7 protein-coding genes are annotated in these 10,326 nt (G+C 42.3%); 5 read left to right on the top strand and 2 right to left on the bottom strand.

The window, feature by feature from the left end:
- Nucleotides 1-282: 282 nt before the first annotated feature.
- Together EI162_RS11990 and EI162_RS11985 are read left to right on the top strand one after the other, a co-directional pair.
- Nucleotides 283-987 carry a hypothetical protein gene (locus tag EI162_RS11990; protein ID WP_192524573.1) on the top strand — a complete coding sequence of 235 codons (705 nt, stop codon included), beginning with the start codon at nucleotides 283-285 and terminating at the stop codon, nucleotides 985-987.
- Between the two features lie 77 nt (nucleotides 988-1,064).
- Nucleotides 1,065-2,951 carry a monovalent cation:proton antiporter-2 (CPA2) family protein gene (locus tag EI162_RS11985; protein ID WP_192524572.1) on the top strand — a complete coding sequence of 629 codons (1,887 nt, stop codon included), beginning with the start codon at nucleotides 1,065-1,067 and terminating at the stop codon, nucleotides 2,949-2,951.
- Between the two features lie 25 nt (nucleotides 2,952-2,976).
- On the opposite strand, the gene EI162_RS11980 is transcribed toward EI162_RS11985, so the two are convergent.
- On the bottom strand, nucleotides 2,977-3,906 hold the full coding sequence (locus tag EI162_RS11980) for a DUF2628 domain-containing protein (protein WP_192524571.1): 930 nt from the start codon (nucleotides 3,904-3,906) through the stop codon (nucleotides 2,977-2,979).
- A gap of 235 nt (nucleotides 3,907-4,141) precedes the next feature.
- Here EI162_RS11980 and trmB point away from each other — a divergent pair, with 235 nt between their 5' ends.
- From trmB to EI162_RS11965, 3 genes are all read left to right on the top strand, one after another.
- Complete coding sequence (gene trmB, locus EI162_RS11975) at nucleotides 4,142-4,942, top strand: tRNA (guanosine(46)-N7)-methyltransferase TrmB (RefSeq protein WP_192524570.1); 801 nt, start codon at nucleotides 4,142-4,144, stop codon at nucleotides 4,940-4,942.
- Between the two features lie 1,181 nt (nucleotides 4,943-6,123).
- The gene (gene recA, locus EI162_RS11970; RefSeq protein WP_192524569.1) at nucleotides 6,124-7,182 is read left to right on the top strand and encodes a recombinase RecA; all 1,059 of its coding nucleotides are present in this window, start codon (nucleotides 6,124-6,126) and stop codon (nucleotides 7,180-7,182) included.
- A 39-nt stretch (nucleotides 7,183-7,221) separates the two neighbouring features.
- Nucleotides 7,222-8,343: a regulatory protein RecX gene (locus EI162_RS11965; protein ID WP_192524568.1), complete on the top strand. Its 1,122-nt coding sequence runs from the start codon at nucleotides 7,222-7,224 to the stop codon at nucleotides 8,341-8,343.
- Between the two features lie 43 nt (nucleotides 8,344-8,386).
- On the opposite strand, the gene EI162_RS11960 is transcribed toward EI162_RS11965, so the two are convergent.
- Nucleotides 8,387-9,844: an anion permease gene (locus tag EI162_RS11960; RefSeq protein ID WP_192524567.1), complete on the bottom strand. Its 1,458-nt coding sequence runs from the start codon at nucleotides 9,842-9,844 to the stop codon at nucleotides 8,387-8,389.
- Between the last annotated feature and the right edge of the window lie 482 nt (nucleotides 9,845-10,326).

The raw sequence follows: 10,326 nt of genomic DNA, 5'->3' as shown, positions 1-10,326 counted from the left end.
GTAGCAATTGGGTTTGATAATTAGTTTATAACACTTTTAGGTGGGATTGACTATAACTCATGCCACGCCGCCTATTTATAGATACAGATGACACTTGAAAAAGTAGATTCGGATAAATAAAAAAGACTTTATTGTGTATGAGCTTATATCACGCTGATTTTTAGCATTGTAATAGCATGTTAAAAATGATGGGAAATTTAGACTCGCCGCCATATCTTTAATATAAATTCTGTATACTTAAGACTTAAAGCCTCACTCATAACCAATTGATGACCTTCAGCCATGTCTAGACGTTCAGCACAATTTGTCGCCCCAGACTATATCGACGACCCCACTTCAAAAGACGGCAAAAAACACGCCAAAGTTTTGCTGTCAACGCTGCAAGAAGACATTGCCAGCTTTCGAGATGAGCAATTCCCGCCTGATATCTTACGTCAAATCCGTGATATGCCTATTTATGAAGGCAATTTAGCTGAAGTCCAAGCATACCAGCAACATTGGCATAACCTGCTTGAGCGGGCGATGGCATTTTATCCCGCTGCCAATCTGCCGCCCGACTACCTGCCACTGCCAGCCAGCCTTGAGATACCACAGTTTATCTATCATGTTCAAAGACTACATCTGACCAAGACCCGTGCTAAAGAATCTAAAAGCTTTGGCTCGGTTGGTGCACTCACAGATAAATGCGGCGATTATAACGCTGATGACATTGAGCGTATGGCAGCCGTGTTTGATAACGATGATGAAGCGCGTTTGGTCGCCCATCGTGAGTTTATCGATCTACGCGCTTATGTTTTTTGCCGAGATAACAAGGGCGAGATGCTAGAGCCTGAACGAGTACGCTTTTATCGTACTGGGCTTATCGTCCATGCTCTGCCCGACTTTAAAATCGTAGACAGTCGGCAGACACCTCGTAAGCGCCGTAACGATGCTTATCGTAATCCGCTAGCAGATAATGGCGTGTGGAAGATTTATCGTAAAAAATAACCTATGCTAAAATATTTTTTATTATTGTTATAATCTTGCTTCACTGCTTATTTTATTGTTCTTGCTAAGGATTCCAGATGCTCGCTGCCGCCGCCGGCTCACCAAACTTAATGTTACAAGCTACGATTTTCTTGGGAGCAGCGCTGCTGTTTGTACCACTGGGCAAGCGCTTTGGTATTGCAACAGTCTTAGGTTATCTCATCACTGGTTTGATATTGGGCCCTAGTGGTTTAGATGTGGCGGGCGACGCTGAGAGCTTATTGCATTTTTCTGAGTTTGGCGTCGTCATGCTGCTGTTCATTATTGGACTTGAGCTACAACCCTCACGACTCTGGGCGCTACGCCGTTCGATATTTGTGTTAGGTGGTTTGCAAGTCGGATTGACTGGCACGCTATTGATGTGGCTATCACACCAGTTTTTTGCCTTGCCACTCGATACCGCCTTTATCGTTGGTTTTGGTCTGGCCCTTTCCTCTACGGCATTTGTACTACAGATATTGACTGAAAAGCAACAATTATCGAGCACCCATGGTCGTGAAGCATTTACTATTTTATTATTCCAAGACATTGCTGTTATTCCCTTATTGGCTATCATCCCCTTCCTTTCAGGCGTTCGCGAACAAAGCTATGATTTGATTTATTTTGGTAAAGTTTTTGCTGTTTTTGCCGGTTTGATTTTCTCTAGCCGTTACATTGTTAGACCATTTTTCAAGTTTGTCGCCTCAAGCGGTGCCGCAGAGCTACTGACTGCTGTGGCTTTATTCATCGTCATGGGCGTTTCTATCTTGATGGAGCAGATTGGTCTATCGATGGCATTAGGGGCATTCTTGACTGGCGTCTTGCTAGCAGATTCTGAGTATCGCCACGAGCTAGAGGCCAGTATCGAACCGTTTAAAGGCTTGCTATTAGGGCTGTTTTTTATGTCGGTCGGCATGCTGACTGATGTCAAACTCATCTTAGCTAAGCCTATTTTTATCATCGGCTGTGCGATGGGGCTGATGTTTCTTAAATTCGGCGTTCTTACCGCGATTGCAAAAGTATCCGGTAATCGTTGGCCGACCAGTATTCGGCTGGGCGTTACGCTTGCTCAAGGTGGTGAGTTCGCCTTTGTTTTATTCAGTGTGGCTACAGCGCAGAACGTCTTGCGCCCTGAGCTTGCCAATACCCTAAATCTTGTCGTGACGATTTCTATGGCGTTCACACCACTGGCATTTTTGTTATTAGAAAAAATTGGTGAGCCATTATTTGCTAAAGGTAAACCCAGTCGCGAATATGATACGATTCCAGACCATGAACATCAGGTAATTATTGCTGGTTTTGGGCGCGTTGGACAAATTATTGGTCGAGTGCTACGTATGCACAATATCGAGTTTACCGCCATTGAGCGCTCAGCAAATCGCGTCGATTTCGTCCGTAAATTTGGTAACCAAGTCTATTATGGCGATCCGAAAAACCCTGAGATACTGCGCGCGGCTGGTATCAAAAAAGCCCGCGTCTTTATTCTCGCCATCGATGATTTAGAGCGCTCTATTACCACTGCTCAATACCTGCGTAAAAACTACCCAGACATGATTGTCTTAGCTCGTGCGCGTGACCGCCAGCATTACTATCGCCTGCGTGAGGTGGGCGTCCGTCATATTTGGCGCGAGACCTATTTGTCATCGCTAGATATGTCGCGTGAATCACTACAGCTGCTCGGAATTTCACCAGAAAAAGCCCGCGAAACGGTACAAACCTTCCGTGACTACGATGACGATTTGATTGAACGTCAGCAAGCGATTTATGATGATGAAGCCAGCATGATTGAGTCAGCCCAATCCGCGATGGCAGAGCTTGAGAGCTTATTTGACGAAGATATCGATAAAGCCCGTAAAATGGATTTGAGCGACTTTTATGATGCGCTAAAAAGCCAAGCGACACCAGTTGATGAAAAAGACACTACCGCTACCGACCCCAAAGTTTAAAAGAGCTGTTAATCCGTTGAATAATTCAATCCGTTGAACAATTTGGGGGCGCTAGCTTTTCATTTAACGAGCTGGTGCACTGCCAGCTATCGCTATCTTTCACATGATAAAAAACCACTGTTTGCTCATTGAGATAACGCAGTGGAAACTTAACATTCTGAATCGTTCCTACAACTGCGCAATCTGTTTTGGGCACGCCCGGTACTTGAGTATCAATACGCACCTTAATCTGCGGATCCTCTATGTCAAATGGCAAATCAACCGGACACTGCTCAGTCTGTTGATAAATCACAGCCACACGGTTTTGCGTCGTTTTGGTGATGTCATAAGCATTGAATAACACCTCATTGGCTTTCGGCTTCGCGATAATAGGTAAAAACTGCACTTTAATGACCGTTAAAGCAAAGGCGAAAAATCCAAAGCCCAATGCCAAACCAAACAAACTAACCCCGCCTTCTCGACGCAAATGTGCTTTTTGTCTGGCCTCGTCTTGCGGATAATCTTCAATAACATCGGCAATTTCACGTCGCGCCATTCGATAATAATAAGCGTCGGTCCAGCGTGCCACCATAAACGACCAAAACAGCCAAATCACCGCAGCGATACCTACTCGTACTGCCATTTGATAAGCATCGGGTATATAGGACATCGCTACAAATTCAAACGTGACCAGCACAATGGCAACGTTAAGCTGAATAAATGACCAGCCTGCCACACTATACACAATCGCATCCATATAACGCTTACGATAGAGCAGCCAAGGAAAGGTGACAAAAAATGCCGCCCAATGCCATTTTGGCGATAGATAGCCTTGCTCATCAAACTGCTTAAAGCGCTTAAGATAATAACGCTGACTACGATGACTAATGAACCATTTATCTAATTGTTCACGTCTGGTAGCAGTCAGTTTTTGTTGATAAAAAGGGGGCGGCGAATCCGTCTCGATAAATAACATAGTGATAAGCCTTACTTGCTATTAAGAAAAAATATGACCTCGTCATATTTATTATATGATAACGCCAAAACCCCTGTATAGGACAACAAAGTATAGAACTGCTAAACGATAAAAAATACATGCTAAAAAGATTGAGTAAGTTAAAACCACTAAAAAAGCAATGTTCGTTCACAGCTGTATAGATTTCACCTATAATAAGCGTATTCCACCCATTTTATTAAGCCTTGCCCATCCTATGAACCAACATCCTGATATCCATGATAACGTCAATAGCACCAACACTAATGAGAATGACAGCCCCAAAAGTGAGTTAGCGACTGAAGACAGTAAGCATATTCGTATCGTCAATACCTTTATGAAACGGCGCACGCATATGAATAAAAATGCCGAGCTGGCACTGACTGCGCCAGAGTTTGCGCATTACCTTGTCAATAACAGCTTCGGTGATGGCAATCTGGATGGTATTGATGACTTGCGCGTGCTATTTGCAGATACTCCTAACGGTAGTGATGCCCCACTTACTCTGGAGATTGGTTTTGGTCTCGGTGATTCATTTATCGAGATGGCAGCAGCTGAGCCTAAGCGTAACTTTGTGGGCGTCGAAGTTCATGAGCCCGGTATTGGTAAATGCGCCTATATGGCAGGTACGCAAAATTTGAGCAATGTAAAAATCATCAATGGTGATGCCATTCAATTGCTCAAACAGCTACCAGAAAACCATATCGATCGCATCCAACTCTACTTCCCCGACCCTTGGCAAAAAAAGCGCCACTACAAACGCCGCTTCGTTAGTCCCGAACGTATGGCAATCGTGACTCACAGCTTAAAGCAAGGCGGCTGGTTCCATACTGCCACTGACTGGGAGCATTATGCATTTTGGATGGTTGAGGTTTTAGATGGTTTTACAGGCTTAACCAACCAAGCTGGTGCGGGCAACTTTACCGACCGTCCTGACTTTCGTCCAATGACTAAGTTTGAGCGACGTGGTTTAGAGCGTGGCCATGGGGTATGGGATTTAATCTATATTAAAGACTGACACTGACAGCACAATTTTATGATTTTACTATAGCGGCACATTTATGTAGCCGCTTTTTTGTACTCACCGATAAACCAACTGTCACTTTACATAAGGTATATTTGATAAAATCTCAGCCATACCCTTTATTGCAGAGGTGTTGAGAGTATTTAATGATAAAAACTGATAAATTATTTATACGTGAAACATCGTTATCAGCATGCAACTTTTTGATAAAAGCCTGTATATATAAGCGTGTAAATCGTATTACAGCGTCAGTCTTAAATATTAACTATCTGCGCAAGCATTGATACCATAAGGGCTTCATGAGTTCTCCCCATAAGCTGTGGATAACCCTGTGTATAAGTCGCTACTTGACAAGAATATCCCTAGGCAGCTTAAAGGGTAAGGTAAAATCGTTCATTTTTTATACAATTTAAAAGTGGTTAAAAATCAAATACTTGAACCAACTATAGAAACATTTATAATTACTTTTTAATTATTTTCAAAACTATTTTATAACTAGCGATGTTTCACAACTGATAAATAAAATACTTTTATTTGTTGTGGACAACTTAGTAGTCTATTGACAAACAGCACCATTCTCCTGTCCGAAATTACCATTTAAGCCATCAAGTATTTATACAAATACTTGATGATATGTCATACGACATTGGTTGTCGTATGATGTCATCCAACTCGCTATTTAACCCTTGGTTTTTGTTATAATCACCTTATCTACTCAACAGCGCTATTACAAATCATAGAATGATTGACCAGCATAATAAGCTCAAAAGTTCACATAATAGCAGCTAATTATGAACTTATTTTTACTTTTCTCATTGTTTATTTTTACTGTATAGTAAGGTGATATATCCGATACCACTGTCTAAAATCTTATATTACCAATAACGCCAAATTTACTCGAAACACCGTAGCTTACTATAATTGATGCGATTTAAAACCAATGCGAGTGCTACTAAAGTAAACATTTCGCAGCCTCTGTCACGCTTGCGAACAGCAAGCAAGAAAAATTTATAACAGTAGCACGTGGCTATTTACTTTATTACAATCACATCGACTTTATTTAGAACTGCCTATATTTAAGTAATCAGCAGCATTGAGTAAGCAGTTTTTACAGTACCAATTATCGTAATTATACTTATTATTCTGAATAAATTATTTATAACAAGGAGTCCTTTATGGACGAGAATAAAGCCAAAGCGCTTAAAGCCGCCTTAGGTCAAATAGAAAAGCAGTTTGGTAAAAATACCATCATGCACTTAGGTGATGATGCTGCGATTATGGATGTTGATGTCGTATCAACAGGCTCATTAGGCTTAGATATCGCGCTGGGCATTGGCGGTCTACCAAAAGGTCGTATCGTTGAAATTTACGGCCCTGAAAGCTCAGGTAAAACCACCATGACCTTACAAGCGATTGCAGAGTGTCAAAAACAAGGTGGTACTTGTGCCTTTATCGATGCTGAGCATGCGCTTGATCCTGTTTATGCGCGCAAGCTCGGTGTCAACACTGATGAATTATTGCTTTCTCAGCCCGATAATGGCGAGCAAGCGCTTGAAATTACTGACATGCTAGTACGTTCAGGGGCAATCGATATGATCGTTATTGACTCGGTCGCTGCTTTGACACCGCGTGCAGAGATTGAAGGCGAAATGGGTGACTCACATATGGGTCTGCAAGCGCGTCTAATGAGTCAAGCGCTACGTAAAATTACCGGTAACGCCAAACGCTCCAATTGTATGGTAGTGTTTATTAACCAAATCCGTATGAAAATTGGTGTTATGTTCGGTAGTCCTGAGACCACGACGGGTGGTAATGCGCTTAAATTCTACGCCTCAGTACGTATGGATATTCGCCGTATCGGTGCGGTCAAAAACGGTGATGAAATCATTGGTAACCAAACCCGTGTTAAAGTCATCAAAAATAAAATGGCACCACCATTCCGCCAAGCTGAGTTCGAGATTACTTACGGCGAAGGCACCAATCATTTAGCCGAAGTCATTGATTTAGGCGTTGAGATTGGCGCAGTTGGCAAAGCAGGCTCTTGGTATAGCTATGGCGATGAAAAAATTGGTCAAGGTAAAGCCAATTCTGTGCTGTTCTTAAAAGAAAACCCTGCTATAGCTGAAGAGATTGAAAATAAAGTTCGTGCCGAAAAACTTGGGGGCAAAAAAGACAGCAAAACCGAAGATAGTGATGACGCCAATAAAGAGCAGACTGCTGAACCGGTACAATAACCGTGTCTTCTTAACCATTTTAAGTAAGCATGACTTATTATGAAAATTAAAACCTTAGCTGAAATACTCGCTGAATCGGATACCGATTCAGCGAGTAGTATTAATGACCAGGCCAAAAAAGCAAAAAAACCTATTCAGCCATCTAAACCCTCTAAGCCTTCTAAACATTCATACAAAGACGCTTCCAAAAAACACAGTAAGACCAACAAGCGTTTAAACGACTCAGCTGAAAAGTACTCCTTAGACAATGATTCTATCGTTGATATAGAATCAACCAATTCACCCTCTTCTACTCCCAGCAAAACTTCCAAGTCTAAAAAATGTAAGAAACGCTTTCACCCAGCTGCCAATTTTACTCCTGAGCCCAACAATGCCCCTGCTTATCAACCGCCAAAGGCACAAAGTATTAAGCAAATGCTGGCTGAAGTTAAGCAGCACGTTCATGGCAATAAAAGCGATAACGACGCGGAAACTGTAACTAATGACGAGCAAAATACTGAAAGTGGGGAGCAACTGCCTACGCTAACGGTGTCTAGTGCTAGAGAAAACGTTAGCGAAACTGACAACCTCCCCGCTGCACTCAAAGCTTATTTGCGCACACCAGAGCAACGACAGGCAGAAGTCGATGCCATCAAAGCTGAAAGCCGCTTGCGCTGGTTGGCTTTTTATTATCTATCGCGCCGCGAGTATGGTAAAGCTGAGCTGAAGCAAAAACTGATCGACAAGGAGCAAGACCCAGAAAAGATAGAGGCGCTACTTGAGGAATTTGAGGAAAAAGGCTACCAAAGCGACTATCGCACTACCTTAATGCTTATTCGTGAAAACATCCGCAAAGGTCGTGGCCGTGGCCGTATCAAGCAAGAGTTCTATAATAAAAAGATCGCCATGCCAGGTAATATTGACGAGCTCATTGATATGGCTAATACAGAATCAGAGGAGTTTCGCGACTTTGTAGATGATAGCGCGGACAATCTAGTCGATGGCGTAGATTGGCTCAAATTAGCAGTGACCGCCCGTACCAAAAAGTATGGTAACGACATACCGACTGAGCAAAAAGACAAGGCCAAACAGCTTCGTTTTTTACAGTATAGAGGCTTTAATACCGATATCTGCTTTCAAGCACTCAACTATACATTAGAAACTCTAGATGAACGCTTTTAGTGCCAGTTTGAGTGCCTGTAGTTATAAGCAGCTTAATCGTGAATTAATAGTAGCCAAGCAGCTTCCACCAAATCAGACCGGCACCAATCCAAACCACCAGATTGACCACACTCATGATTGCCCCGATGCTCCACCATTCTCTTAACGTCACATAGCCTGAGTTAAAAATAACGGGTGCGGTACCAGTTGCATAATGGGTAAGGGTCATCATAATATTGCCTGCTGCTGCCAAAATCAGCGCATATAACATTGGCGGTGCACCTAAGCTTAACCCTACTGCATAAAAAGCGGCAAACAGTGCAGTAATATGAGCGGTAGTACTGGCAAAAAAGTAATGAATATATAGATAGACTAAAGTCAAAATAACCACAGCGCCGATCCAACCAACACCTATCACTCCAATCATCGATTCGATGTTACTTGAGAACCAGCCAATTAAACCCAGTTTATTGAGGTAAGACGCCATCATAATAAGGGCACCAAACCAAATAATGGTATCCCACGCAGATTTTTCTTTAAGCACATCATCCCAAGTCAATACGCCAGTCAGTATTAACGTCGTTAACCCTATAAAGGCGGTGGTGGTCGCATCGACACTTAATTGCTCACCGAAAATTAGCGCAGGAATATTTGCCCACAGTATCAGCATCAGTGCAAAGACACCTAACATGATTTTCTCTTGTGTGCTTACATGCCCCATTTCTGTTAAATTATCTTTGGCAAATTTTTTCGCATCGGGGGTTACTTTGACATCGGGTGGATAAATCAAATAAATCACCAATGGCATTAATAATAAACACAGCATCCCTGGTATAAACATCGCAACAGCCCACGTCGTCCATGTTAGCTGAATCTCACTACCCGTTGCTTTGTTGACCAAATCTACCACTAACGGGTTTGGTGCAGTAGCCGTAATAAACATACCGGACGTAATTGGGTTAGCGTGATAATTGACCATCGCTAAATAACGGCCTATTTTTTTCTGCGTGCCTTCTTCTGGCGTCGAGTGAAAGCTCTGGGCAATCGACTTCATGATAGGGTGAATGATACCACCACCACGAGCTGTATTAGAGGGGGTAATCGGTGCGATCATCAACTCTGCGGCGGTCAAAGAATACGCCACTCCAATGGTTTTTTTACCAAAAATAGAAATAAAATAATAAGCGATACGTCGACCTAAACCGGTTTTTATTAACCCCCGCGATATCATAACGGCAACACCAATCAGCCAAATTAGGGGGCTTGAGTAGCTTGATAATGCATCGCTGATGGCTTGTTTTGGACTGTCGTTAGTCACACCCGTAAGCGCAACCAAGGTAACGGCAATAATAGCAATCGCGCCAATAGGTAAGACTTTACCAATGATGGCGACAATGGTGGCAATAAATAATGCCAACATATGCCAAGCTTCAGGCGTCACCCCAGTAGGTACTGGGATAACAAACCAGATAATAAGACCGACTAAAATCGCAAGTGCTGCAGGAATAGGCTTAAATGGCATGAGTCATATATCCTTATAAAGTATTTATACCCTCAGTTATCGTTACCTTTAAGGTAAAGCATCCTCAAATTAGGGGCTGTATAGAATTCAGCTATGGAACTGACAGAGACTATTTTTTAGGAAATTCGACGCCAAAAATAGTAAGTTTAGTCATTCTAAGCGCGATAGTTTTGGCTAAGAAGTGGCAAAAAATAGTCCTGTTGCTTGACTGATGCTAAAATTGCCCCAGACAGTGTTGTAAATCTAGCTAAGGTCTCGACATTACCTTCGACTTACGCCTAGTCTGAAACAATTTTAGCAATCAGCAGTCCTAATAGCTGAATTCTATACAGCCCCTAACAGCTTTTATAAAGTAGTACTAAATAAATTATACAGTTATCATAATAATTTCAAATCTATTTATGGTGTTTATTCACTACTTTTAACATACCTAGATTAACACACCAAGTGCAACGCTAAGTAATGGAATAAAACACCTGGTT

It is taken from the genome of Psychrobacter sp. FME6 (assembly GCF_014861365.1).
Lineage (GTDB): Bacteria > Pseudomonadota > Gammaproteobacteria > Pseudomonadales > Moraxellaceae > Psychrobacter.
Note: the sequence above shows the minus strand (reverse complement) of the source record. Positions and strands in the feature narration are given on the sequence as shown.